The sequence below is a fragment of the Rhodococcus sp. P4_B6 genome, assembly GCF_056402215.1.
The window spans coordinates 1-1,274 of sequence record NZ_JBFUHV010000442.1 but is presented as its reverse complement, the minus strand read 5'-3'; the positions used below and the strand labels follow the sequence as shown (position 1 = coordinate 1,274).

At 63.8% G+C, this 1,274-nt stretch carries 2 protein-coding genes; both read right to left on the bottom strand.

Annotated elements, in window-relative coordinates; all coding sequences use genetic code 11:
- Window positions 1–388: serine hydrolase (locus tag AC1DWT_RS51410; protein WP_477926292.1), on the bottom strand; the 388-nt coding region annotated here is incomplete at its 3' end.
- On the bottom strand, window positions 388–1,274 hold an 887-nt coding region (locus AC1DWT_RS51405; RefSeq protein ID WP_477926291.1), incomplete at its 5' end, for an alpha/beta hydrolase. The genes AC1DWT_RS51405 and AC1DWT_RS51410, both read right to left, overlap by 1 nt.

The following is a 1,274-nucleotide window of genomic DNA, read 5'->3' as shown; positions in this document are numbered from 1 at the left end:
GATCGATTTTGCCCTCGTCGACGAGGCGCATCACGGTCGTTCCGGTGAACGTCTTCGTCGTGGAGCCGATCCGGAACAGGGTGTCGCCGTCCACCGGGGTCGGGTGGTCGACATTGGTGACCCCGTACCCCTTGATGTACTCGTCACCGTCGGTAATGACGCCGACCGCAACCCCGGGGATCGCGTAGTCCCGCATCGCCTTGTCGATCTTGGCGTCGAGCTCGTTGAATGCGTCCTTCGCGTTCGCCGGGACGCTCGTGGCTGTGGTGGTCGACTCCGTCGACGAACATGCCGGCGACACGAGCACAATCAACCCGGCGACCGCCCCGCCTAGCACCGCCCGGCGCGACAACTCGGGGCCACCGACGGCGAACACCTCGGTCGTCATCAGCGTGGCGCGAGAATGTCGTATGCCGGCAGTGGCGTCGTGTCCGTGCAGGATGTGTCCGGGTTCTCCGGATTGTCGAAAAACGACGCGATTATCTCGGCTCCGCACGGCGGCTCTGCATACACACCGTGTGCAGCTCCGGGCACTACCGCGACTATGGATTGCGAGAGATCCTTCGCGATGTAGTCGCCCCACACCGCTCCGGTCTGCCCGTCGTAGGTACCCGACAGCACAAGCGAAGGGATGTCACTGACGGTGATGTCTCGGATCGAGTCAGGGGCCTTCGGCACGTCCCACACCTCGCAGGCGTCGCGCAGGAACGGCAGCTGTGGCGCTTGGGCCCGAACGGACTCCGGGAGTTCAGGGAATTCCTGTTCCGCCTGTTGCAGTGACTGCTYGACGGTCTCGAACGGGATCCATTCACGGCACCAAATGCTCAGGGTGAGGCCCCAATGGAGGACGCCCCTCTCCGGATGCCCCCACACCTCGGCCCACCGCGATGCAATGGGCTGCGCATTCCCGTGTGCGAGCTCATCGACCGTGGATGGGAACTCCTTCGGTAGATGGGTAGCCACGGGGACGAACCAGTTCAGCAGCATTCCGCCGTCGACGACAACCTTCGTCTCTCCTACACCCTCAACGTTGACCGTCGTGGTGATGGGCTTCGCTTCAAGCTCATTGACCAGCCGGATGAACGTGGCCCCCAGGTCGGGATAGCGCTCCTTGCATGCCGGCTGGTCCTCGCACGCCTGGACCATGTTGTCGAATGCTTGGCGAGCGCTGGCCCAGGTCCACGCCAGGGCACCAGCCGATGGAGGCGTCACTCCGTCGAACACGATCGACTCGATGGCGTCGGCGTCTTGACGCATGTAGATCAGCGCAAGGT